26 protein-coding genes and 1 riboswitch are annotated in these 21,006 nt (G+C 67.6%); of the genes, 12 read left to right on the forward strand and 14 right to left on the reverse strand.

What is annotated here, in order from left to right:
* Nucleotides 1-51 precede the first annotated feature (51 nt).
* Nucleotides 52-1,452 (forward strand): DNA repair protein RadA, encoded by a 1,401-nt coding sequence (gene radA / locus AB0I19_RS15930; protein WP_357149180.1) that lies wholly within the window; start codon nt 52-54, stop codon nt 1,450-1,452.
* Between the two features lie 146 nt (nt 1,453-1,598).
* Here radA and AB0I19_RS15935 read toward each other — a convergent pair whose 3' ends face one another.
* Nucleotides 1,599-2,270, reverse strand: a complete 672-nt coding sequence (locus tag AB0I19_RS15935; protein ID WP_357149183.1) for a hypothetical protein — start codon at nt 2,268-2,270, stop codon at nt 1,599-1,601.
* A 71-nt stretch (nt 2,271-2,341) separates the two neighbouring features.
* Entirely contained in the window at nt 2,342-2,965 is a 624-nt protein-coding gene (locus AB0I19_RS15940) for a carbonic anhydrase (protein ID WP_181700825.1), read from the reverse strand.
* 90 nt (nt 2,966-3,055) lie between these two features.
* Here AB0I19_RS15940 and AB0I19_RS15945 point away from each other — a divergent pair, with 90 nt between their 5' ends.
* Nucleotides 3,056-3,925, forward strand: coding sequence for an A/G-specific adenine glycosylase (locus tag AB0I19_RS15945; RefSeq protein WP_067640602.1), 870 nt, complete (start codon nt 3,056-3,058; stop codon nt 3,923-3,925).
* Between the two features lie 48 nt (nt 3,926-3,973).
* Here AB0I19_RS15945 and AB0I19_RS15950 read toward each other — a convergent pair whose 3' ends face one another.
* On the reverse strand, nt 3,974-4,708 hold the full coding sequence (locus AB0I19_RS15950; RefSeq protein WP_357149186.1) for an alpha/beta hydrolase: 735 nt from the start codon (nt 4,706-4,708) through the stop codon (nt 3,974-3,976).
* Between the two features lie 114 nt (nt 4,709-4,822).
* On the opposite strand from AB0I19_RS15950, the gene AB0I19_RS15955 reads away from it, so the two are divergent.
* The 4 genes from AB0I19_RS15955 (at nt 4,823) to AB0I19_RS15970 (ending at nt 6,806) form a co-directional block, all read left to right on the forward strand.
* Nucleotides 4,823-5,146: an antibiotic biosynthesis monooxygenase gene (locus AB0I19_RS15955; protein ID WP_357149189.1), complete on the forward strand. Its 324-nt coding sequence runs from the start codon at nt 4,823-4,825 to the stop codon at nt 5,144-5,146.
* A 26-nt stretch (nt 5,147-5,172) separates the two neighbouring features.
* A riboswitch (cobalamin riboswitch) is annotated at nt 5,173-5,322 on the forward strand.
* 33 nt (nt 5,323-5,355) lie between these two features.
* A complete protein-coding gene (locus AB0I19_RS15960; protein ID WP_067977397.1) occupies nt 5,356-5,556 on the forward strand; it encodes a CbtB-domain containing protein in 201 nt (66 codons plus the stop codon).
* A complete protein-coding gene (locus AB0I19_RS15965; RefSeq protein ID WP_357149192.1) occupies nt 5,547-6,317 on the forward strand; it encodes a CbtA family protein in 771 nt (256 codons plus the stop codon). Before AB0I19_RS15960 ends, AB0I19_RS15965 begins: the two co-directional genes overlap by 10 nt.
* A 36-nt stretch (nt 6,318-6,353) precedes the next feature.
* Nucleotides 6,354-6,806 (forward strand): hypothetical protein, encoded by a 453-nt coding sequence (locus AB0I19_RS15970; protein ID WP_357149195.1) that lies wholly within the window; start codon nt 6,354-6,356, stop codon nt 6,804-6,806.
* 4 nt (nt 6,807-6,810) lie between these two features.
* Here AB0I19_RS15970 and AB0I19_RS15975 read toward each other — a convergent pair whose 3' ends face one another.
* The 4 genes from AB0I19_RS15975 to AB0I19_RS15990 are packed head-to-tail and all read right to left on the reverse strand — an operon-like array spanning nt 6,811 to nt 8,768.
* Complete coding sequence (locus AB0I19_RS15975; RefSeq protein WP_357149198.1) at nt 6,811-7,248, reverse strand: OsmC family peroxiredoxin; 438 nt, start codon at nt 7,246-7,248, stop codon at nt 6,811-6,813.
* A 56-nt stretch (nt 7,249-7,304) separates the two neighbouring features.
* A complete protein-coding gene (locus tag AB0I19_RS15980) occupies nt 7,305-7,751 on the reverse strand; it encodes an SRPBCC domain-containing protein (protein WP_357149201.1) in 447 nt (148 codons plus the stop codon).
* A 55-nt stretch (nt 7,752-7,806) separates the two neighbouring features.
* Entirely contained in the window at nt 7,807-8,127 is a 321-nt protein-coding gene (locus tag AB0I19_RS15985) for a multidrug efflux SMR transporter (RefSeq protein WP_357149204.1), read from the reverse strand.
* Nucleotides 8,124-8,768 carry an NAD(P)H-dependent oxidoreductase gene (locus AB0I19_RS15990; RefSeq protein WP_357149207.1) on the reverse strand — a complete coding sequence of 215 codons (645 nt, stop codon included), beginning with the start codon at nt 8,766-8,768 and terminating at the stop codon, nt 8,124-8,126. Before AB0I19_RS15990 ends, AB0I19_RS15985 begins: the two co-directional genes overlap by 4 nt.
* Before the next feature lie 104 nt (nt 8,769-8,872).
* On the opposite strand from AB0I19_RS15990, the gene AB0I19_RS15995 reads away from it, so the two are divergent.
* Nucleotides 8,873-9,469 (forward strand): helix-turn-helix domain-containing protein, encoded by a 597-nt coding sequence (locus AB0I19_RS15995; RefSeq protein ID WP_357149210.1) that lies wholly within the window; start codon nt 8,873-8,875, stop codon nt 9,467-9,469.
* 37 nt (nt 9,470-9,506) lie between these two features.
* Nucleotides 9,507-9,959 (forward strand): DUF4240 domain-containing protein, encoded by a 453-nt coding sequence (locus tag AB0I19_RS16000; RefSeq protein ID WP_357149213.1) that lies wholly within the window; start codon nt 9,507-9,509, stop codon nt 9,957-9,959.
* Nucleotides 9,960-9,966: 7 nt separating this feature from the next.
* Here AB0I19_RS16000 and AB0I19_RS16005 read toward each other — a convergent pair whose 3' ends face one another.
* Both AB0I19_RS16005 and AB0I19_RS16010 read right to left on the reverse strand, forming a co-directional pair.
* Nucleotides 9,967-10,827, reverse strand: a complete 861-nt coding sequence (locus tag AB0I19_RS16005; RefSeq protein WP_357149216.1) for an ABC transporter permease — start codon at nt 10,825-10,827, stop codon at nt 9,967-9,969.
* Nucleotides 10,824-11,717, reverse strand: coding sequence for an ABC transporter ATP-binding protein (locus AB0I19_RS16010; RefSeq protein ID WP_357149219.1), 894 nt, complete (start codon nt 11,715-11,717; stop codon nt 10,824-10,826). Before AB0I19_RS16010 ends, AB0I19_RS16005 begins: the two co-directional genes overlap by 4 nt.
* 146 nt (nt 11,718-11,863) lie before the next feature.
* On the opposite strand from AB0I19_RS16010, the gene AB0I19_RS16015 reads away from it, so the two are divergent.
* Together AB0I19_RS16015 and AB0I19_RS16020 are read left to right on the forward strand one after the other, a co-directional pair.
* Nucleotides 11,864-13,120: a histidine kinase gene (locus AB0I19_RS16015; RefSeq protein WP_357149222.1), complete on the forward strand. Its 1,257-nt coding sequence runs from the start codon at nt 11,864-11,866 to the stop codon at nt 13,118-13,120.
* Nucleotides 13,117-13,797, forward strand: a complete 681-nt coding sequence (locus AB0I19_RS16020; protein ID WP_357149225.1) for a response regulator transcription factor — start codon at nt 13,117-13,119, stop codon at nt 13,795-13,797. Before AB0I19_RS16015 ends, AB0I19_RS16020 begins: the two co-directional genes overlap by 4 nt.
* 16 nt (nt 13,798-13,813) lie before the next feature.
* Here the strand turns inward: AB0I19_RS16020 and AB0I19_RS16025 are convergent, their stop codons facing one another.
* A complete protein-coding gene (locus AB0I19_RS16025; protein WP_357149228.1) occupies nt 13,814-14,461 on the reverse strand; it encodes a VWA domain-containing protein in 648 nt (215 codons plus the stop codon).
* Between the two features lie 125 nt (nt 14,462-14,586).
* Here AB0I19_RS16025 and AB0I19_RS16030 point away from each other — a divergent pair, with 125 nt between their 5' ends.
* The gene (locus AB0I19_RS16030) at nt 14,587-15,045 is read left to right on the forward strand and encodes a DUF1877 family protein (RefSeq protein WP_357149231.1); all 459 of its coding nucleotides are present in this window, start codon (nt 14,587-14,589) and stop codon (nt 15,043-15,045) included.
* 128 nt (nt 15,046-15,173) lie between these two features.
* A complete protein-coding gene (locus tag AB0I19_RS16035) occupies nt 15,174-15,638 on the forward strand; it encodes a YfbM family protein (RefSeq protein ID WP_357149234.1) in 465 nt (154 codons plus the stop codon).
* Between the two features lie 59 nt (nt 15,639-15,697).
* Here the strand turns inward: AB0I19_RS16035 and AB0I19_RS16040 are convergent, their stop codons facing one another.
* From AB0I19_RS16040 to AB0I19_RS16055, 4 genes are all read right to left on the reverse strand, one after another.
* Nucleotides 15,698-18,265, reverse strand: coding sequence for an ATP-dependent Clp protease ATP-binding subunit (locus AB0I19_RS16040; protein WP_067495751.1), 2,568 nt, complete (start codon nt 18,263-18,265; stop codon nt 15,698-15,700).
* A 268-nt stretch (nt 18,266-18,533) separates the two neighbouring features.
* The gene (locus tag AB0I19_RS16045; protein ID WP_357149237.1) at nt 18,534-19,469 is read right to left on the reverse strand and encodes a lipase; all 936 of its coding nucleotides are present in this window, start codon (nt 19,467-19,469) and stop codon (nt 18,534-18,536) included.
* Between the two features lie 76 nt (nt 19,470-19,545).
* Complete coding sequence (locus tag AB0I19_RS16050) at nt 19,546-20,100, reverse strand: anthrone oxygenase family protein (protein ID WP_357149240.1); 555 nt, start codon at nt 20,098-20,100, stop codon at nt 19,546-19,548.
* A gap of 132 nt (nt 20,101-20,232) precedes the next feature.
* Nucleotides 20,233-20,844 carry an FHA domain-containing protein gene (locus tag AB0I19_RS16055; protein ID WP_067495714.1) on the reverse strand — a complete coding sequence of 204 codons (612 nt, stop codon included), beginning with the start codon at nt 20,842-20,844 and terminating at the stop codon, nt 20,233-20,235.
* Nucleotides 20,845-21,006: the final 162 nt, after the last annotated feature.

The following is a 21,006-nucleotide window of genomic DNA, read 5'->3' on the forward strand; positions in this document are numbered from 1 at the left end:
ACTTTCGCGGCGGCTTTTCTTGTTGTCGGACCCGGTCCGTAGGGTGCGCGTGTGGCCAAGACCAAAGCTGTTTTCCGTTGCACCTCGTGTTCGCACGAGGTGTCGAAATGGGTTGGCAAATGTCCTGATTGCGGTGCGTGGGGCACCGTGAACGAGGTGGCGGTCTCGGCCTCCGCGGCGGCGCCCGGGCGCAGGGCCATGCTGCCGAGCACGGCGGCGGCGCCGCTGTCGCAGATCGACGCGAAGGTCACCCAGGCCAGGTCGACGGGGGTGAGCGAACTCGACCGGGTGCTCGGCGGTGGGGTGGTGCCGGGATCGGTGGTGCTGCTGTCGGGTGAACCGGGCGTCGGCAAGTCGACCCTGCTGCTCGAGGTCGCGTTCCGGTGGGCCGCCCAGCGCAACGAGACCGCGCTGTACGTGACGGCGGAGGAGTCGGCGGGTCAGGTGCGCCTGCGTGCCGACCGGACCGGCGCCGTGCACGACCGGGTGTATCTCGCGGCCGAATCGGATCTGTCGATCGTGCTCGGGCACGTGGAGCAGGTGCGTCCGACACTGCTGGTCGTCGACTCGGTGCAGACGATGCTCGCCCCCGAGGTCGACGGCGTGATCGGCGGTGTCACCCAGGTACGCGCGGTGACGGCGGCGCTCACCTCGCTGGCCAAGGCGAGCGGGATCGCGGTGCTGCTGGTCGGGCACGTCACCAAGGACGGCAATGTGGCCGGTCCGCGCACGCTCGAGCACCTGGTGGACGTGGTGCTGCAGTTCGAGGGTGACAAGAACTCCTCGCTGCGCATGGTGCGCGGCATCAAGAACCGCTTCGGCAGCGCCGACGAAGTGGGCTGTTTCGAACTGCACGAGGACGGCATCGCCTGCGTCGACGATCCGTCGGGCTTGTTCCTGCACCACCGCACCGATGCCGTGCCCGGCACAGCGGTGACGGTCGCGATGGATGGCAAACGTCCGCTGGTCGCGGAGGTGCAGGGGCTCACGGTGAAGACCGAGATCCCGCAGCCGCGTCGCGCGGTGAGCGGCCTGGACTACAACCGGGTGGCCATGGTGCTCGCGGTGCTGCAGAGCCGTGGACGGGTGTTCCTCGGCAAGCACGACGTGTACGCGGCGACGGTCGGCGGCATGCGCCTGGTCGAGCCGACCGCCGACCTCGCCATCGCCCTGGCCATCGCCAGCGCCGAGGCCGATATCGCCCTCCCCGCGGGCTGGGTGATCCTCGGTGAGGTCGGCCTGGCGGGCGAGGTCCGCAAGATCACCGGGCTCGGTCGGCGCCTGGCCGAGGCCGAGCGATTGGGCTTCACCACCGCCCTGGTGCCGCCGGGTTCGGAGAAGACCAAGGTCGGTTCGATGCGCATCCACGAGGTCGGCGACCTGCGTTCGGCGCTGCGTTTGGCCGAACTCCGCAAATCCCGGGCACCCCGCGAGCCGGTGGCCGTGGAATAACTCCGGCAAACCGCGCTTTCCGGTCGAATTCGGCATTTCGGCGGTAACAGCCGTTGACACGGCCGCCCGTCCTGCGAATTCTGCAAATCAGCCGTCTTGGACATGTGATTTACAGCGCATCCGCATAATGCCCGGTCGGACGGTATTCAGTCGGCCAGGTTGAACGGTTCGGCCGCGCTGCGGATGGAACCGAGTTGTGCGACAACCATGTACGCGCCCGCCGGGACAGGCAAACGCTCCCCCGCGCATTGCGGCTGAGACGTGGTGCCGAACCAGGTGCCCTTGTACGACAGCTGTTCACCCGCCTTCAGTGTCTTCACCTCCGGCGGCCCGTCCGGGGTGCAGTCGTTGCTCGCCCACAGCCTGCGCTGCCCGTCGAGGGTGTAGACGAGGAACTGCGGGCCCGCGCCGAGATCGCGCGAGCACGCGGCCGTGGAGATGTTGGTGATGACCGTGCCGAAGCCCGGCTGGTCACCCACCCGGTACGTCGGCTGGTTGACCGTCACTTTCAGCGCCAGCGACTGATCACTACACGGCTGGGCTGCGGGCTCGGGTGCGGCGGATGTGGTCGACGACGCCGCCGACGTGCTGGTCACCGAGCTGCTTGCCGCCGCGCTACTGGTCGCACTGCTGCTCTGGGACGTGCTCGTGACCGTCGTCGAGGCCGCGGCCGCGCCCGAACCGGACGAATCACCACCGCGCGCCACCATCGTGACCAGCCAGACCACGATCGCGAGCGCGACGATGACGACGCCGATGGCGAGCGCGCGACGACGCCAGTAGATCTCCGGTGGCAGCGGTCCATTCGGTTCCAGCACGCTTCAAAGGTAAGCGCAGCGCGCGAGGGCGCGCTCGATGACCTCGGCGTGTCGGGCGCGTACCGCCTGATTCAGACCGTCTCGCCGATATTGCCGACCACCCGGCGCAGGTGCGCGCGACCATCCGACAGCTGGTAGGTGACGCTCGCGATGGCGCACTGACCTGTGGCGACGCGCTGGGAGATGATCATCGAGCGTTCCATGAGCAGCTTGCTGGTCTCCACCACGTGCCGGGCCTCGAGGTCGTCGACCGTCGTGAGCCCTTCGCGGCGGCCGAGCAGGATCGAGGGGGTCACCTTCTCGACCACGCTGCGGATGAAGCCGCCGGGGACGGCGCCGCCGTCGAGCGCGTCGATCGTGGCCTTCACCGCGCCGCAGCTGTCGTGGCCGAGGACCACGATCAGCGGCACATTGAGCACCTCGACGCCGTATTCGATCGAGCCGAGCACCGAGGAGTCGACGACGTGGCCCGCGGTACGCACCACGAACATGTCGCCGAGGCCCTGGTCGAAGATCAGTTCGGCGGCTACGCGTGAATCGCCGCAGCCGAAGAGGATGGCGTGCGGTCGCTGTCCGTTCACGAGCTTGGCCCGGTCTGCTGCGCCCTGGCTAGGATGCAGCAGAGTGTCGTTGACGAAGCGCTCGTTACCCTCGCGCAGCGACTTCCAGGCACTTATCGGATTAGAACCAGGCATACCGACCATTGTGCACACGCTATCGGTTACCAGCGAGTCTGCGCTGTTACGCCTCGGCAAAGTCGGCCTGGCAGAGATGGAACGGAAACAGTGAGTATCGACGCCGAGGTCCTGCTGGATTGGTTCACCGAGCGGGCGCGTGACCTGCCGTGGCGGCGGCCGGAGGCGACCGCCTGGCACATCCTGATGAGCGAGATCATGCTGCAGCAGACACCCGTGGTCCGGGTGGAGCCGATCTGGCGGGAGTGGGTGGCGCGCTGGCCGGTGCCCTCGGCGATGGCGGCGTCGTCACAGGCGGAGGTACTGCGGGCGTGGGGCAAGCTCGGTTATCCGCGCCGGGCACTGCGGTTGCACGAGTGCGCGCGGGTGCTGGCCGCCGAGCACGGCGACGTGGTTCCGGCCGATGTCGACGTCCTGCTGAGCCTGCCCGGTATCGGCGCCTACACCGCGCGCGCGGTGGCGTGTTTCGCGTACGGGCAGCGAGTTCCGGTGGTGGACACCAACGTTCGCCGCGTGGTGGCGCGAGCGGTGCACGGCCGTGAACCCGGTAACCCGTCCTCGCGCGATCTCGCCGAAACCGAGGCGCTGCTGCCCACCTCGGTGCCGCGGGCCGCGAAGTTCTCCGCGGCGCTGATGGAACTGGGTGCGCTGGTCTGCACGGCCCGCAATCCCGACTGCGGCAACTGCCCGCTGCCGCGCTGCGCCTGGGTCGACGCGGGCAGGCCGGCCGCCGAGGTGGTGCGCAAGGTGCAGAAGTACGAGGGCACCGATCGACAGGCGCGGGGCAGGCTGCTCGACGTGTTGCGTGATGCGTCGGGGCCGGTCGAGCGGGTGCGGCTGGACATGGCCTGGACGCGTGACCCGGGTCAGCGCGCCCGCGCCCTGGATTCCCTGCTGGTCGACGGACTCGTCGAGCAGACCGAGGACGGCCTGTTCGCCCTGGCCGGCGAGGGAGCCTGATCTCCGGACCCGCGGCGGAAACCGTTCGGGCGGCCACGACCCAAGCACTCAGACCCGCACCAGAAACCGTTCGACGTGCGCGCGGTATTCCTCGGGCCGCTCATCGTGAATCAGGTGCCCGGCCCCGGGGACTCGCACGTACTCCGCGTCCGGATGCACCTCGGCCATCGTCCGCATCTGCCCTGCCGGGGTGATGGTGTGCTCGCCCTCGATGAGCAAGGCGGGCACGCGCAGCGATTTCCATTCGTCCCAGAAGTCGCGCGTTCCCCATTCCTCGGAGATCGCGCGGAAGGTGTCGACCTCGCCGTGGAGCCGGTAGCCGCCCGATTCGGTGAACGCCCGTAGGAAGTACCGCCCGGCCACCGGCCCGAAATAGTCGAGCACGGCCTGCTCGTCGGGGAAGGGTTGCGGCCAGGAGTGGATGAGTTCGGCCCAGTGCGCGGCGGTGCGGCCGGTGAAGTCCGGGGCGATGTCCTCGACGACGATCGCGCGGACCCGGTCGGGGTGGGTCGCCGCGAACACCCACCCGTGCAGCGCACCCATCGAGTGCCCGATCACGATCATCGGTTCGGTGATCGCCGCCGTGTGCGCGGCGAGGTCCGCGACGAACGCCTCGGTGGTGAGCTCGGCGGGCGGAAAACGGCCGTGACCTGCGGCATCGAAAGTGTATACATGCCCGAACTCGCGCAACCACGGCACCTGATCCGACCAGGTACGCGCACTTCCCATCAGCCCGTGCAACAGCAGAATCGGCACCCCGACCCCGCCTTCGTCGTACAACACCCAGCTGATTGTGCCAGCTCGCGCATCGGTTTCCGCCCACCTCGAGCTGGACTGACCGGAGGGTGCGACGAAGGAGTGCCCGGCCCGCGGCACCGGCCGCCATAGACTGAGCTCATGGCTGTTGTGAAGATCAATGCGATCGAGATTCCCGAAGGCGCGGGCCCGGAGCTGGAGAAGCGGTTCGCCGCGCGTGCCCACGCGGTGGAGAACTCCCCCGGGTTCCTCGGCTTCCAGTTGCTGCGCCCGGTGGCCGGTGACAACCGGTACTTCGTGGTGACGCAGTGGGATTCGGAGGAGTCGTTCGCCGCGTGGCGCGACGGCCCGGCCCGCGCGGCGCACGCCGGTCACGGTGCCGACGGCGAGCGGCCCAAGCCGGTGTCGACCGGTGCGTCGCTGCTCGAGTTCGAGGTCGTGCTGGACGTGCCCGCGAAGGCTTGATCCGGGCGTTTCCCCTGGATGTATTGACGCGCGCTGGCAGCGGCTGTCACAGTTCGAGGGAAATTACGCGAGGGTGCGCGGTAATCCGGTGAGATTCCGGAGCGGTCGCGCCACTGTATTCCGTGCCGGGTTCCGGTGCGGACAGCCAGACATCGGCACCCTCGCCTATCGCTTCGATCGCGGGACGCGCATCCCGGAGGAGGACCCGAATGGCTATCGCACATTCACCCAGCCGGTCTACCGGCCTCGACACCCTGGCAACCGTGCTGGTCACGGCCGGTGTCGTTCTTCTTGCACTGCTCACGCTGTACCTGGTCGGTTTCGATCAGGGGGCCGTCTCGCGTAGCGGGATGTTCCTGCACGAGCTGATGCACGACGGACGTCACCTGCTCGGTGTCCCGTGCCACTGACCGGATCCTTCAAAACCCTGCTGTTACGTGGTCTGCTGGCCGGTCTGATCGCCGGTCTGCTGGCCGCGACAGTGGGCTATTTCATCGGCGAACCCCATATCGAGGCGGCGATCGCCATCGAGGAAGCCGGGTCCGGTGGGCATTCGCACGGGGCGGTCGAGGACCAGGCGCACGACGAAGAACCGCTGGTCAGCCGGTCGGGGCAGCAGGCGGGTCAGTTCCTCGCGCTCGCCCTGGCCGGGATGGCCTTCGGGGCGATCTTCGCCGCGGTGGTGAACGTGGCTCGCCGTTTCACCACGTTGAGCGGGCCCCGATTGTCGCTGACCGCAGCATGTTTGGCGTGGGTGGCGATCGTCGCGGTGCCGTTCTTCAAGTACCCGGCCAATCCACCGGCGGTCGGCGACCCGGAAACCATCGATCAGCGCACCTGGCTGTGGGTGGCCGTCGTCGTGCTCGGCCTGCTCGCGGTCGCGGCGGCCGTCGCGGCCTATCGCGCGCTGGCCGGGCAGCTCGACTCGTTCCGGCTCATCGCCGCGGTAGCCGCGTTCGTGCTGGTCACCACGGTCGGTTACGTGCTGCTGCCGGGCGTGAACGAGGTGTCCGACGATTTCCCGGCGACGCTGCTGTGGCAGTTCCAGGTGGCGTCGCTGGCCGAAACCGCCACCCTGTGGGCGGCTTTGGGACTGGCGTTCGCCGCGCTCACCGAATGGTCCAGCGCGCGTAGCACTCCGGTAGCACGCGAGGTCGCTACCTCGGGGTGATTCTCGTGAGTACCGCGAGAGGGCAGTGTCGGCACCATGACCGACACTGCCTTCTCTGTTTCCGTCGCCCGTCCGGGCGCGGTGCGCGTGGCCTTCGCCGGGCTGGTCACCGCACTGGCCGCCGGGGTCGCCGAGGGACTGCTGCGTGCCGTGCGCGGCGGGACCGAATTCGGCGCCACCGCAACGGGTCTGCTCCCCCGACTGGCCATCTACCTGGTGGTGCTCGGGGTCGCGATGCACATGGCCAACGGCAGCCGGGTGTCGCGGGCCCTGCTCACCGTCGGTATCGGGATGATCGGGTTGGTCTCGCTCATCATCGAACCGCTTGCGGTGCTGCTGTCCACCGACGACTTCGGCGCCCTGTTCGGTGGGCTCGCGCCCGATTCGGCTGTCCTCGTCGCCTGCCGGGCGGTGCACATCCTCGCGGTGGTGCTCGCGATTCCGGCGATGTACACCCCGGCGGCGCACCGCTGGTTCACCCAGCGGTGAGTGTTCAGATGAGTGCGGCGTCCAGTTCCACCTCGGCGACACCGGCCAGCGCCTTGCTCACCGGGCAGCCGTTCTTGGCCGCGGTCGCCGCGGTGTAGAAGCCCTCGGCGTCGATCCCCGAGGCGACGGCGCGCACGGTCAGCTTGATCTTGCTGATCCGGAAACCGCCCGCCGGGTCGGGGCCGAGGGTCACATCGGCGGTGACGTCGAGGCTCTCCGTGGTGCCGCCCACGTTGGCGAGCTCGGCGGAAAGCGCCATCGAGTAGCACGACGAATGCGCGGCCGCGATCAGCTCTTCGGGGCTGGTGCCGTCGGCGGTGTCGGACGTGCGCCGGGGCCAGGACACGTCGAACTTGCCGAGACCGGAGCTGACCAGCTCGACCTGTCCGGAGCCGTCCTGCAGCCCGCCTGCCCAGAGTGTGCGTGCGCTACGAATCGCCATCACGTTCCTTTCGCCTCAGTCGAGAAATGTGTGTGCGATACCGAACCTACGTGAGCTCAGACCGGGATACTCGTCACTTCGTCGAGGCGTTCCAGCTTCTCCGGCCACACCTGCTGATGCAGGTCACGGATGGCGGCGGTGGGGAAACCGGAGTGCCGCAGCCGCAACCTGATGCCGCGTGGTTGTTTCAGGAATTCGGCGGCGACCACGGTCTCCACCCCTTCGGTCGCGGCGGTGACCCAGGTGAACTCGATCCGGCGGTTCGTTTCGAGCGTGAGGATGCGGCCGTAGTGCGGGTTGCGTTTCTCGGCCGAGCCGGTGTCGAAATAGAGGGGCTCGTTCACGGCGGGTCGCATCAGCACCGATCCGGGGACGGCCAGCCACAGGTCGAGGCCTTGGGTCCAAGCCGCGTACAGCAGGCTCGGCTGGGCCTTCATGACTCGCTCGACGGTGAGCTCGTGGGGCCGAGTGGACAGGTCCGGGGGGCGAACTGGCTGGTCCATCAGCCGACCCTACCGGTCAAGTGCCCACCGAGCCCGCATCGGGTGTGCCACAGCGTCACTCGGGGTTGGTGACGCGCGCGAGCACGATGCCACCGAGAATCAGCGTCAGGGCGAAGACCCGGCCCGCGCTGAGCGGGTCCTTGTGCACGAGCACGCCGAGACCGATCGCCCCGAGTGCGCCGATCCCGGTGAACACCGCGTACGCCGTGCCGACCGGAAGGGTCTGCATGGCGCGCGAGAGCAGGTAGACCGCCAGCGAGCCGAGCGCGATGCACAGCAGGGTCGGGCCGAGTTTGGTGAAGTTCTCGGTGGGTTTGATGGTCTGCGACCAGGCGATTTCGACCAGGCCGGCCACGCCGAGCAGGATCCAGTTCATCGCGTGTAATCCTTTGCGAGCAGGCGCACTTCGGCGATGGCCGCGTCGAGTGAGGCCTCGTGCTCGGGACGCAGGTGGGCGAGGTTGGGGTCCGAGACAGCATTGGCCAGTTCGGCATTGACGAAAACGGTGTCGGTGACGGCGTAATGACCCGCGAAGAAGTCGCGCAGGTAGCGCTCCTGATAGTCGAACGCCGCCTTCGGCGCGCCGGGCGAGTAGGCGCCGCCGCGTGCGGAGACGACGACGAAGCGCCTGTGCCCCAGCGACATACGCGGGAAGGTCACCTGATCCAGCCAGGCCTTGAGCGTGGCGGGGACCGAGTAGTTGTACATCGGGGTGCCGATGAGGATCACGTCGGCGGCCAGCAATTGCGCGAGCAGGGGTTCGACGGTGCGCCACGCGGCGGGGGTGACGGCGAGATCAGGCAGGCGATCGAGGTCGGTGCTGCCCGCCGCGAGGACGGCGTCGCACAGCTCGGTCCAGCCCTCGTCGATGAACGGTGCGGGGTCGGTGGCGAGGTCTCGGTAGGTGTAGTCGCCCTCGGGGGCTGCCGCACGCCAGGCCCGCACGAATTCCGCGCCGAGCCTGCGGCTGAGGGAATTGGTCCTGGCGCTGGCGTCGAGGTGCAACAGGTGGGTCATGGTCGAACCTTTCGATAACCGGACGTGATGTCCGCTTGTCTCCAACGTTAGAACATAAGTGGACAGCCTGTCCACATTTACGTTTCTCGGTTAGAGTCGACCCCATGGAGCCTCGATCCGACCTGCTCACCGGCACGGCACCACCACCCGAACGCACCGACGCCGCACGCAACCGCGCCAAAGTGCTCGCCGCGGCGGCCGACCTCTTCGCCACCCGCGACCCGCGCACCGTCACCATGGACGACATCGCCAAGGCCGCGGGCGTCGGCCGGGGCACCCTCTACCGCCGCTACCCCGACCGCAACGCCATCGCGGTCGCCCTGCTCGACGAACACGAACGCGCCATCCAGGAACAGCTCCTCCGCGGCGAACCCCCACTCGGCCCCGGCGCTCCCCCCGCCGATCGGCTCGCCGCCTTCTACGCGGCGATGATCGAATTGCTCAGCGCCCATGCCCATCTGGTGCTCGGCGCCGAGACCGGCGGAGCCCGCTTCGCCACCGGCGCCTACGGGTTCTGGTCACTGCATGTCCGGGCCCTGCTCGTCGAAGCCGGTATCCCCCACCCTGATTCGCTGATCGATACCGTCCTGGCCCCTGTGGCGGCCGAGGTCTACCTTCAGCAGCGCGAACGCGGCCTGTCCCCGGAGCAGATCACCGCAGGTCTGTCGGTCCTCGCTCACCGGCTGCTCGGGGCCGGGTAGGCACGATGTGTCGGTGGCTACGGCTACCGTCGCGCGGGTGAGGACACTTCCTACCGACGCCGAAGTCGACCGGTTCTGGGCCATGATCGAATCGGCCTGGGGCGCCTGCGGCGAGCCACGAACCGAAGAGCGACTCGACGAGTTCCTCGCCGAATTGCGGGTGCTCAGTGCTGGTCTCACCAGCGACGAGCTCACCGCGCTGGACCGCGTGGTCGAGCGCGCGCTCTACGACATCGACCGTGCCGATATCCACGCGGTGGTCGGCGGCTCCGACGACGGGTTCCTTTATCGCCGCGGCTTCATCGTCGCGCTGGGTCGCGAGTACTACCGCGCGGCTGTGGCCGATCCGGGGGCCGTGCGATCCCACGGCGAATGTGGGCAGATGGGCTATTTCTTCGCCCATCTGCACAGCGACCGGTTCGGGACCTTCCCCGACCGGAATTCGGGGATCTCCAGGGAGACGGCGTCGAATCCGGCCGGGTGGTCGTGAATCGGGGTCAGGTGAGGTCGCGGCGGGCGGTTAGCCAGATGGTTCCCGTCGCGAAGATCGTCACATAGACCGCGAGGACGACGAGGGACTCGCCGCGGGTCAGGATGTCGAGGACACCGGGCGTGGCCGGGCCGTCCACCGTGCGCATCGCCCCGGCCAGCGAACCTGCGGCGGTGCCGGGGAGGAGGTCGGTGACCGCTTCGATGGGGCCGAATATTCCCGCGACTCCGCGCAGCAGGTTCTCGACGACGAGAACCCAGATCAGGCCGAGCCCGACAGCGAGAGCGGGGCCACGGGCGACGGCGCCGATGAACGCACCTGCTGCGGTCCACATGCTCAGAATGGCTGTGCCGGTGAGGATTCCGAGAAGAGATCGGTCGAGCGCGGGCAGCGTGATCGGCTGACCTTCCGTCACCGCGATGAGCGACGCGACACCGAGGTCGACGACGAACGCGGCACACACCAGGACGACCACCGTCACCAGCAGGCCGAGCAGCAGCCCACCGACCGCGTTCGCCCGGCCCGGCCCCTGGGTGAACACTGTCTTCCACGTCCCCCAGCCGTACCCGCTGCCAACCGCCAGCGCACCGAGAACAAGCATCAGCGCACCGCCGAACATGGCCATACCCTGCGTGAATACTTCGGGCACGGCGACCGGCATGAGTTGGCCGAGCAGCACGTCGCGCGGCAAGCCGTCGGACATGGAACCGCTCTCTCCGGAGCGGTAGGCCAGGTAGTTGAACAGGTAGGCGAAGGTCAGATTCAGCAGGATCCATGTGCCGAGCACGATCCAGAAGGCGGGCCAGCGCCGAAGACGCAGACCCTCCGCCCTGATACTCGCCATGAGATCTCTTGTCGTGCTGGTCATTTCGCTACCTCCGTCAGCTCGAAGAAGACTTCTTCCAGGGATTTCTCGTCGACGCGCAGCTCGAGCAGGTCCGCACCCGCCTGCACGACAGCTCGCGCCACAGCAGGCGCCATCGCGGTCGTGGTCTCTATCCGGATGCCCTCGGCGCTCGCACGCACGGGCGCGTCGGACAGCGCGCGGACCGCCTCGACGGCAACGTCCACCGGTTCGGCGCGGACGAGCAGCGATGCGGTGCCGCGCAATTCGGCGACCGTCGATTCGGCGAGCAGACGTCCACCGGAGATCACCCCGACCCGGTGGCAGATCTCCTGCACCTCGGCGAGCTGATGACTCGACAGCAGCACGGTGTGGCCGTCTGCCGCGAGATCGACGATGAGCGAACGCATTTCGGCCAGACCGGCCGGGTCGAGACCGTTGGTCGGTTCGTCGAGGACGAGCAGATCGGGATCGCCGAGCAGGGCCGCGCCGACGCCGAGGCGCTGCTTCATGCCGAGGGAGTAGGTGCGGAAGCGGTCGTCGGCGCGGGTGGTGAGGTCGACGCGGGCCAGCGCCTGGGTGACCTCGCGGTCGCCGAGTCCGCGATAACGAGCGAGAACGCGCAGGTTGTCGCGACCCGACAGGTACGGGTAGAAGCCCGGGCCCTCGATCAGCACCCCGACCCGGCGCAGCACCTCCGGGTCGCCGGGGGCGCTGCCGTGGACCGTCGCGGTGCCCGCGCTCGGCCGGATGAGCCCGACCAACATGCGCAGGGTCGTCGTCTTGCCCGCGCCGTTGGGGCCGAGGAAACCGTAGATCTCCCCGGTCTTGACCCGCATACTCACCGCGTCGACCGCGAGGTGTTCGCCATAGCGTTTGGTCAGCCCGGTGGTGACCACGATGGATTCGTTCATGCGAAAGACGATCCGCGCCGAAGGGGTGTCCGCACATCCGTCGCGCGGCTCGATCGGGCCTACGTCGCGCGATGTACGCGGGGCCGCGGGAAAAATACGTGCGTAGGCCGACGCTTCTGCCCGGGTGACGCAATAGGGTTGCGTGGGTGGGAGCGAAGTGGGAGCGTGACGCGGCCGTCCGGGACTGGGGGCTGGCGGTGGTGGTCGCGATAGTGCAGCTGGCAGGCAGTTCCGGGGCGAACGCGCAGCAGACCGGGGTGCGTTCGCTCGATGCGTTCGCGTACCTGTTGCTGCTGGCCGGGCCGATCGCGCTCGGCTTCCGGCGGTTGCTCCCCGAGCCGGTGCTGGTGGTGGCCTTGCTCGCCGCCGTGTCCTATGTGCTGCGCGACTACGGGTACGGGCCGATCTTCCTTTCTCTCATCATCGCGTTCCTCACGGCTGCCGTACACGGATCGCGCTGGCGCACTTACCCGTTGGTCGTTGTCGGCTACCTGACGATGGTGTGGCCGCTGCCCGTCCTGCTCGGCCGCGATGTCGACGCCTGGCAGGTTTTCGGTCTGCTGGCCTGGCTGGGTGTGCTGGTCGGGATCGCCGAGGGGATCCGTCAGCGGCGCACGGTGGTGCTCGCGCGCCGGGAGCGGGCCGAGGCGGCGCAACGCGACGAACAGGCACAGCAGGCGCGGGCCGCGTCCGAGGAACGGCTCGCCATCGCCCGCGAGTTGCACGACGTACTGGCACACAGCCTTTCGCTGATCAATGTGCAGTCCTCGGTGGCGCTGGAACTGTTCGACCGCAAACCACAGCAGGCCGCCGCCGCGCTGGCCACGATCAAGACCACCTCCAAAGAAGCACTGACCGAGGTGCACACACTGCTGCACGCGATCCGCAGCGGCGCACCCGTCGCCCCCGAATACCCGGAAACCCCTGCGGCCGAGCCGGTTCCGGCGCCCGCACCGCGCGCTCCGGCACCGACGCTCGACGACCTCGACACCCTGTTGCAACGCACCAGGGCGACCGGTCTGCCCGTCGACACCAAGGTCATCGGCACCCCCAAGAAGCTGCCGAGTGTCATCGACGTGGCCGCCGCCAGGATCATCCAGGAATCGCTGACCAATGTGGTGCGCCACGCGCCGGGGTCGACTGCGATGATCACCCTGCGCTACACCGCCGAAACGATCGACATCACCGTCGACAACACCCGCCCCACTGAGGCCGCGGTGCGCAGCGGGATCGGCGGAAACGGGATCATCGGCATGCGGGAACGGGCGCATGCGCTCGGTGGTGCGCTCACCGCCGGACCTCGGCCCTCCGGTGGGTTCCGGGTGGCGGCCCGGTTGCCCGCGCGACCGGCGGGTGCCGAGTTGGTCGCGAACGGGGACAAGGCATCAGGGGCACAGGGATGAGTGCGCCCGATCCACGGCCGGTTCGGTTGCTCGTAGCCGACGATCAGGCCCTCGTGCGCGGTGGATTCGTCGCGTTGCTCGATGCCCAGGACGACATCGAGGTGGTCGGCGAGGCCGAGAACGGCGAACAAGCCGTGCGGATGACGCGCGCCCTGACTCCCGACGTGGTGCTGATGGACATCCGCATGCCCGTCCTCGACGGGCTGGCCGCCACCCGCATAATCGCCGACGACGCGCAGCTCGCCGACGTGCGCGTCGTCGTGCTCACCACCTTCGAAATCGACGAATACGTCTTCGAGGCGATCCGCGCCGGTGCCGCGGGTTTCCTGGTGAAACACACCGAACCCGCCGACCTGCTCCGCGCCGTCCGGGTCGTCGCGGCGGGCGACGCCCTCCTTTCCCCCAGCGTCACCCGCCGGCTGCTCACCGAATTCGCCACCCACGCCAAACAACCACCCCCACCCGCCTTCGCCGACCTCACCGACCGCGAACGCGAGGTCCTCACCCTGGTAGCGGAGGGCCTCACCAACGCCGAAATCGCCGCCCGCCTCTACCTCAGCCCCGCCACCGCCCGCACCCACGTGAGCCGCATCCTCACCAAACTAGCCGCCCGCGACCGCACCCAACTCGTAGTCCTCGCCTACGAATCCGGCCTCGTCCGCCCGGGCTGGCAGTAGCCGGAGCGCCTTCGGATCAGCTGTCCGTACCCGCTCGGCGGCGTTCGTCCTCGGAGAAGCGGGCGCGGCGGGCCATTCCGGCGGGGGCGGCCTGGGCTCGGGCCGAGTAGGCCGAGAGGGCGTCAAAGGCGCCGCGGACGCCGCCTGCGACGGGGGCATAGGTGATGGAGGAGCCGGGGTCGAAACCGAGGTCGGCGCCTACTTCGACGGCGTCCATGTTGGCGCCGAGGAAGACGAAGGTCCAGTTGTAGACGTCCTGCTGCTGGGTGATGAGGGATTTGACCGCGGCATGGGTCCATTCGCGGCTGGAGTTCTCGTGGCCGTCGGTGAGGACGACTACGATCACCGTGCCGGGTCGCTCGTGCTCCGGGCGGGCCGCGAGCTCCTCGCCGACGCTGGTGACGAGTTTGCCGACGGCGTCGTACAGCGCGGTCCCGCCACGCGGCAGCAGATTCGGCGCGGGCACCTGATCCAGCGGCACATTCGAATAGACCACCTCGTAGGTGGTGTCGAACTGCGCCAAGGTCACCTCGATCCGCTTCGGCACCTCCCGCTGCTGCTCGAAATACGCGGCCAACCCACCTTCGGTATCGGCCTTGATCGTCTGCATCGAACCGGAACGGTCGAGCAGAACAGCGATGAGCGTGCGATCGGAATCAGTCATGTGCGTGAACACCCCCGTGTCGTATGGACTGGCCCAACCCACGGTACGCCGCGAATTCACCTCCCGGAGACCATGAAAAGCGGCTCGAAAGGTATCTCCAAGTTCGCATTCCTACCTTCGCCCTCATGGGCCCAGTTCTCGCATTCCACCGAATTTCCGACGCCGACGCCGCCCGCATCACCGCCGATGCCGAAGCCGCCCTCGACCTGATCGATCAACTCGACCACCCCGGCGAACCGACCGGCGATATCGACAAGGCCTGGGACGGCCTGCGCTATCTGCTCGAGGCCGCGCACATCGGCCTCGACCTCTTCGGCGACCTCGACCCCTGGGCAGGCGACGGCGCGACCAAGATATGGACAGCCGCCGAGATCACCACCGCCGCCCACACCCTCACAGCCACGCCCTACAGCGTCCTCGACCGACATTTCGACCCGGCAGCCATGGACGCCGACGACGTCTACCCCGAAATCTGGGACACCGATTTCTGCCGAGAATTCCTCCGCGAAAACTACGAAGCCCTCCGCACCTTCTTCATCTTCGCCGCCGAACAGAATTCCCAAGCCGTCGCGCTATTCCAATGATGCCTCCGCCGGCTGTCAGTGGATCGCGCTCAGATCTCGCGAGCCCGCGAAAGGAGATGGCAAGACAACTCCAAGCCGTCGTTCGTAACTTCGCAATGGGTTCACTGGGATCACAAGGAGGAGTTGACGTGGGTGCAGTTATGTCGTTCATGCAGGTGAGTACGGCCGAGCTGGAAATGGCGATGCGGCACAAGGACATCGCAGAGGAGTTCCTTGCCGGATATGAGCCCTCCGCCGATGATCCGAGCGGCTACCTCGACAAAGCATGGGGCGGGTTGAACTACCTGCTGGAGGCCGCGGGGACCGGTGTCGACCTGTTCTTCACGCCTACCCCTCTACCGATCGGCGAGTACAACGCCTGGACGGCAGAGGAGGTGGCGCGCACCGCGGAGATACTCTCGAAGACTCCGTTCAGCAAGCTGGCCGAGCACTACAACGGAGTGCACATGGTCGAGGCTCAGGTCTATCCCAACATCTGGGGCGATACCCGCAACGACGGCCTCAGCTATCTCCGGGAGTACTACACCAAGCTGGTCGCCGTGTTTCAGCACGCGGCCGAGCACGACGCCGGGCTCCTGCAGCACTTCAGCTGAACCCTGCAACGAAAAAGCCCACCTTCTGGGTTCAGAAGGTGGGCTTTTCGTTCAGCTGGTTACTCGCCGGAGGCGGCGGTGTCGGGGGCGGTGCCCTCGGCTGCTCCGGTGAGGACGACCTCGGGCTTGTCGTCGCCCGTGGGGGCCTTGGTCAGCTTCGTCTTGCCGGTGAAGGTGAACTTGGCGTCTTCGCCCTGGCCTTCGCCGTCCCAGTTCTCGACGTCGACCGTGATGGTCTGGCCCGCGCCGATCTCGCCGAAGAGGATCTTCTCCGACAGCTGGTCCTCGATCTCGCGCTGGATCGTGCGACGCAGCGGACGGGCACCCAGGACCGGGTCGAAACCGCGCTTGGCGAGCAGGCTCTTGGCCTGGTCGGTCAGCTCGATCGCCATGTCCTTGTTCTTCAGCGCCTTGGCGACACGGTTGATCATCAGGTCCACCATCTGCACGATCTGCTCGCTGGTGAGCTGGTGGAAGACGATCACGTCGTCGATGCGGTTGAGGAACTCGGGGCGGAAGTGCTTCTTCAGCTCGTCGTTGACCTTGAGCTTCATCCGCTCGTAGTTCGAACCCTCGGCGTTGGACTGGGTGAAGCCCAGGCCGACAGCCTTGGAGATGTCGGAGGTACCAAGGTTCGAGGTGAAGATCAGCACGGTGTTCTTGAAGTCGACCGTACGACCCTGACCGTCGGTGAGACGGCCGTCCTCGAGCACCTGCAGGAGGGTGTTGTAGATCTCCTGGTGCGCCTTCTCGATCTCGTCGAACAGCACCACCGAGAACGGCTTGCGCCGCACCTTCTCGGTGAGCTGGCCGCCCTCCTCGTAGCCCACGTACCCGGGAGGGGCACCGAACAGGCGCGAGGCGGTGAAGCGGTCGTGGAACTCGCCCATGTCGATCTGGATGAGCGCGTCGTCGTCGCCGAACAGGAAGTTCGCCAGCGCCTTGGACAGCTCGGTCTTACCGACACCGGACGGACCGGCGAAGATGAACGAACCGGACGGACGCTTCGGATCCTTCAGGCCGGCGCGAGTGCGGCGGATCGCCTTGGAGACGGCCTTGACGGCATCCTCCTGGCCGATGATCCGCTTGTGCAGCTCGTCCTCCATGCGGAGCAGACGGGTGGTCTCCTCCTCGGTGAGCTTGAAGACGGGGATACCGGTCCAGTTGGCCAGCACCTCCGCGATCTGCTCGTCGTCGACCTCGGCCACGACGTCCAGGTCGCCCGAACGCCACTGCTTCTCCCGCTCGGCGCGCTTGGCGACGAGCTGCTTCTCCTTGTCGCGCAGGCGCGCGGCCTTCTCGAAGTCCTGCGCGTCGATCGCGCTTTCCTTCTCGCGACGGGCATCGGCGATCTTGTCGTCGAACTCGCGCAGGTCCGGCGGCGCGGTCATCCGGCGGATGCGCATACGCGCGCCCGCCTCGTCGATGAGGTCGATCGCCTTGTCCGGCAGGAACCGGTCGTTGATGTAGCGATCGGCCAGCGTCGCGGCGGCCACGAGAGCGCCATCGGTGATGGAGACCCGGTGGTGCGCCTCGTAGCGGTCGCGCAGACCCTTGAGGATGTTGATGGTGTGCTCGACGGTCGGCTCGCCCACCTGCACCGGCTGGAAACGGCGTTCCAGGGCGGCGTCCTTCTCGATGTACTTGCGGTACTCGTCGAGGGTGGTTGCACCGATGGTCTGCAGCTCGCCACGGGCCAGCTTCGGCTTCAGGATCGAGGCCGCGTCGATGGCGCCTTCGGCGGCACCCGCGCCGACGAGCGTGTGCAGCTCGTCGATGAACAGGATGATGTCGCCGCGGGTGTTGATCTCCTTGAGCACCTTCTTGAGGCGCTCTTCGAAGTCACCGCGGTAGCGGCTGCCCGCGACAAGGGAACCCAGGTCGAGGGTGTAGAGCTGCTTGTCCTTGAGGGTCTCGGGGACCTCCCCGTTGACGATGGCCTGGGCCAGGCCCTCGACGACGGCGGTCTTACCGACACCGGGCTCGCCGATCAGCACCGGGTTGTTCTTGGTGCGGCGGCTCAGCACCTGCATGACGCGCTCGATTTCCTTCGAGCGGCCGATGACGGGGTCGAGCTTGCCTTCCAGCGCCGCCTGCGTGAGGTTGCGACCGAACTGGTCGAGCACCAGCGAGGTGGACGGCGTACCCGCCTCACCGCGCGAGCCGGTGCCCTCGACGGGCTCCTTGCCCTGGTACCCGGACAGCAGCTGGATGACCTGCTGACGGACCCGGTTCAGGTCGGCGCCCAGCTTGACGAGCACCTGGGCCGCGACGCCCTCACCCTCACGGATGAGGCCGAGCAGGATGTGCTCGGTGCCGATGTAGTTGTGACCGAGCTGCAGCGCCTCGCGCAGACTCAGTTCCAGCACCTTTTTCGCACGCGGGGTGAAGGGGATGTGACCGGACGGCGCCTGCTGGCCCTGCCCGATGATCTCCTCGACCTGGCTGCGCACACCCTCCAGCGAGATGCCAAGGGACTCCAGCGACTTCGCCGCCACGCCCTCGCCCTCGTGGATCAACCCAAGCAGGATGTGCTCGGTGCCGATGTAGTTGTGGTTGAGCATCCGGGCCTCTTCTTGGGCCAGGACAACGACACGCCTCGCGCGGTCGGTGAACCTCTCGAACATCGCTCCCTCACTCTCCTGCTCCGACATTCTGGCAACAGACGCCGCTGTGTGCTCGGTACAACCTTGGGCGCCGGAGGCGACAACTGTCGCCGTCAGCCTGCCATGAAGCCCGGGGGTTGCGGCCCCCGCCATCCACTCTAGTTGGCAGGGGATTCCGCCGTCGCCGCTCCACCCTATTGGGGACCGGTGACAACTTGGTCATTCACTCACAACGCGCACGTCGCGGCATTCGTTTCCGTTCCAGTTTTGCCTACAGCGAAATCCCGCCTCAGCCGGTGAACGGGGGCACGAACTCGCACGGCACGGGCGCCCGCCTGGCCGGATCGAGGGCATTGAGGACGTGACCGGCGGCACGCGGACTGCCCGCGATGGCCATGTGCTCGGACCAGTCCTGCGCGCAACCGTCCTGCACGACGACCGAGGTGGCGTTGGGACCGGGCACCAGGCCGGAGGTGTGCGGCACGACGAGCTCGTCGAGGACCGTGACGATATTGACGTAGGTGACGCGCGGGTCGTACACCCCGTCGGCATTGAGCGCGGTCATGAACGGCGAACCGCTGAACATCTGCGCGCACGCCTGGCACAGCGAGCCGGTGGCGGCGTCGAAGACCGGTCCCGCGCCGAGCGCCCGACTGAAGTGGGCGATATCGCCCGCGCCGAAGGCGTTGGTGCCGAGCCAGGGCGGCGCGATCCCGACCAGCGTGCCGACCTTCTCCCCGCCGCCGAGCCGCTTGAGGTAGTAGTTGCCGACGATATTGCCCTGCGAGTGGGCGACGAGGTCGACCCGTTCGGCACCGGTCCGCGCGAGGACACCGTCGACGAAGGCCGACACCTCCGCCGCGCTCTGCTCGATGGGACGCATCCCGCCGATGGCCGAGACGGGCCAGGGCAGCGCGTACGCGCCGTAGGTGAGGGTGAACACGCAATAGCCCTCGTTGGCCAGCAGCGGGGCGTATACACCCCAGTTCGTCTGCCCTCCACCGCCGGTGCCGTGCAGCAGGACGACCGGATTCGGATGTTCTGGTGTGGGAACACAATTCGGGTCGTTCGCCCCGGGCAGGGCACCGCCCGGATTCGTCAGCTCGGGCGCGATGCCCGCGAAGAAGTTGTAGTCGACCGGGTAGGGGTCGGCGGTCGCACCGCCTGCCCCCACGAGACCCAGCAGCATCGCGACGGCGAGAACGAGCATCGACTTACTTCGCATGGAACCACCCCTGACTAGAACGTGTTCCAGTCATCATGGAACACGTTCCAGCCTTCGCGTGGCACTACGGTGCGATTCAGCGCACGAGCGCGTGCGAAGCGGTCTCGCCCGAGACCGGCGCGGCGTTCGACTTGCCCTGCTGCACACCCGCGACGAACAGCGCACCGCACAACACAAGGAACGCCGCCGTGTGCAGCACCGCCCGCAGGATGTTCCAGCGCACCCACGCCGCCTCGAAATCGGCGCGCACCGAAACGGTGTCCGCCAGCGTCGCCGGGTCGCCCGCCGCGGCCAGGGCGTCGTTGAGCGGCACGTTCTGCCCGGCGGTGACCGCGAACGCGATCACGTTGAGCACCAAGGCGATTCCGATCCAGATCAGCGTGGCGCGGTGGTCACCGCCCAGGTGCAGCGCGGCCGCGAGTGCGGTGAAGCCGACCGTCCCGAGGAAGCCGAACATGAACCACGGGTTGATGATCACCACGTTGATCTTCTGCATGATCTCGATCAGCGTGCGGTCCCCGGTGCGCGCCAGGGCGGGCATCACCGAGATCGCGTAGGCGTAGAAGACGCCGGCGACGAGGCCGGTGCTGAGCATCGCGAGAACCAGCGAGGACAAACGAATGGCCGACATGGGAACCAACTCCTGACTCGAATCCGGAGTCGCGCTCCGGTGACAGGAATAGTCAACCGCGTCCCTACCGCCACCGACATGGTTCAGGCGCTCAGCCACCTGCGTCAGGCGCTCGACCGCCGGCCCCGGACGTCACAACTCGTGATCGGAGATCATTCCGCTCTGCATCGCGAGGGCGGCGAGCCGCGTGCGCTTCTGGTTCTGCGGCAGGTTCTCCACCCCGAACTTCGCGAAGAGGGCACGCAGGTGGGTTTTGATCGCGTCGATCGACAGGAAGAGTTCCTCGGCGATCTGCTGGTTCGACGCGGGCGTCGCGAATCCGGTGCCGTGCTTGTACGGACGGCACAGGGCGATCAGCACCGCGCGCTGGGTTTCGGTCAGCGAACGCATGGTGGGGATGGAACCGGAGGCGGTATGCGTGGCGTCGTCGACGACACCACCGAAATCGAAGAAATGCACCAGCGTGGTGCCGACGCGAATGCGGTCACCCGGGCTCAGCCTGCGCCTGCCGACCAACCGCTCACCGTTGACGAACGTCCCGTTGCGCGACAGCCCGTCGTCGATGATCGTCCAATGCGCACCGAGGTGTTCGACCGCGGCATGCAACCGCGACACCTCGGCATCCCAGCCGAGCACGAGGTCGGCCTGGACATTGCGCCCGATGGTGATCCGCTGCTGCGCGGGGTCCAGCGGCAATTCATGCTGGCGCCCGGTGTTGTCGGTGTACCGAAGAAAGGAGCTCACCGCACATCTCCCGAGACTCGAAACACCTTGCGCACAACCATCAGTCTATCTTTCCAGGCCACATTCCCACCCACCCGAGGAGGGCAGAAGAAGCGGTACCCAACCCCTTCCCGACCTCGAGGAGGGATCGCCGCGAAGCGGCGGTCGGCGGCCGTCCCGACG

Source organism: Nocardia sp. NPDC050413 (genome assembly GCF_040655475.1).
Classification (GTDB): domain Bacteria; phylum Actinomycetota; class Actinomycetes; order Mycobacteriales; family Mycobacteriaceae; genus Nocardia; species Nocardia coubleae.

What these genes read in the sequence shown, in the direction of transcription:
- AB0I19_RS15940 (WP_181700825.1), bottom strand. Translation starts at nt 2,965, where the DNA reads ATGCCTGGTTCTAATCCGATAAGTGCCTGGAAGTCGCTGCGCGAGGGT.
- AB0I19_RS15955 (WP_357149189.1), top strand. Translation starts at nt 4,823, where the DNA reads ATGGCTGTTGTGAAGATCAATGCGATCGAGATTCCCGAAGGCGCGGGC.
- AB0I19_RS15960 (WP_067977397.1), top strand. Translation starts at nt 5,356, where the DNA reads ATGGCTATCGCACATTCACCCAGCCGGTCTACCGGCCTCGACACCCTG.
- AB0I19_RS15970 (WP_357149195.1), top strand. Translation starts at nt 6,354, where the DNA reads ATGACCGACACTGCCTTCTCTGTTTCCGTCGCCCGTCCGGGCGCGGTG.
- AB0I19_RS15975 (WP_357149198.1), bottom strand. Translation starts at nt 7,248, where the DNA reads ATGGCGATTCGTAGCGCACGCACACTCTGGGCAGGCGGGCTGCAGGAC.
- AB0I19_RS15980 (WP_357149201.1), bottom strand. Translation starts at nt 7,751, where the DNA reads ATGGACCAGCCAGTTCGCCCCCCGGACCTGTCCACTCGGCCCCACGAG.
- AB0I19_RS15985 (WP_357149204.1), bottom strand. Translation starts at nt 8,127, where the DNA reads ATGAACTGGATCCTGCTCGGCGTGGCCGGCCTGGTCGAAATCGCCTGG.
- AB0I19_RS15990 (WP_357149207.1), bottom strand. Translation starts at nt 8,768, where the DNA reads ATGACCCACCTGTTGCACCTCGACGCCAGCGCCAGGACCAATTCCCTC.
- AB0I19_RS15995 (WP_357149210.1), top strand. Translation starts at nt 8,873, where the DNA reads ATGGAGCCTCGATCCGACCTGCTCACCGGCACGGCACCACCACCCGAA.
- AB0I19_RS16005 (WP_357149216.1), bottom strand. Translation starts at nt 10,827, where the DNA reads ATGACCAGCACGACAAGAGATCTCATGGCGAGTATCAGGGCGGAGGGT.
- AB0I19_RS16010 (WP_357149219.1), bottom strand. Translation starts at nt 11,717, where the DNA reads ATGAACGAATCCATCGTGGTCACCACCGGGCTGACCAAACGCTATGGC.
- AB0I19_RS16020 (WP_357149225.1), top strand. Translation starts at nt 13,117, where the DNA reads ATGAGTGCGCCCGATCCACGGCCGGTTCGGTTGCTCGTAGCCGACGAT.
- AB0I19_RS16025 (WP_357149228.1), bottom strand. Translation starts at nt 14,461, where the DNA reads ATGACTGATTCCGATCGCACGCTCATCGCTGTTCTGCTCGACCGTTCC.
- AB0I19_RS16030 (WP_357149231.1), top strand. Translation starts at nt 14,587, where the DNA reads ATGGGCCCAGTTCTCGCATTCCACCGAATTTCCGACGCCGACGCCGCC.
- AB0I19_RS16040 (WP_067495751.1), bottom strand. Translation starts at nt 18,265, where the DNA reads ATGTTCGAGAGGTTCACCGACCGCGCGAGGCGTGTCGTTGTCCTGGCC.
- AB0I19_RS16045 (WP_357149237.1), bottom strand. Translation starts at nt 19,469, where the DNA reads ATGCGAAGTAAGTCGATGCTCGTTCTCGCCGTCGCGATGCTGCTGGGT.
- AB0I19_RS16050 (WP_357149240.1), bottom strand. Translation starts at nt 20,100, where the DNA reads ATGTCGGCCATTCGTTTGTCCTCGCTGGTTCTCGCGATGCTCAGCACC.